The organism is Neisseria sp. HMSC065C04 (assembly GCF_001815375.1).
GTDB lineage: Bacteria > Pseudomonadota > Gammaproteobacteria > Burkholderiales > Neisseriaceae > Neisseria > Neisseria flavescens_D.
The window spans coordinates 1-448 of record NZ_KV820397.1; the positions used below are offsets into that span (position 1 = coordinate 1).

The window sequence follows — 448 nt, forward strand, 5'->3', positions numbered from 1 at the left end:
TGCACAAAAGAAATGCCGAATCGCCCATTTATCCTAAAGATTGAATACCATCATAGCCGTGCAAACAGGCTGAATCATAAGGAAAATGCAATGAATGTAATAGGATTCGATATTTCCAAAGACACCATAGACGTAACTTTGCTTAGAAACAGCGGCCAAGTAGACTATATTAAAATAGCCAATGCCTGCGAAGGTTTCGAAAAACTAAATGACTGGATACGATCCAAACGTATCCGCAAAATCAGTATCAGCATGGAAGCAACCGGCATTTATTACGAAGAAGCTGCTGACTATTTCAGTGCAATTTATCAAGTCTTCGTTATAAATCCTCTGAAAATTAAAGAATACTCAAAAAGCCAGTTCAGCCATACAAAAACCGACAAAGCCGATTCAAGGCTGATAGCAGAATACACAAAACGCCATTTAGACAAACTTACGCCGTTCAAGC

General features: G+C 38.8%; 1 protein-coding gene. It reads left to right on the forward strand.

Annotation, left to right across the window (positions count from 1 at the left end; all coding sequences use genetic code 11):
- Positions 1–90: 90 nt before the first annotated feature.
- Positions 91–448, forward strand: a 358-nt coding sequence (locus tag HMPREF3022_RS03675) for an IS110 family transposase (RefSeq protein ID WP_168166411.1), incomplete at its 3' end; no start/stop codon positions are given.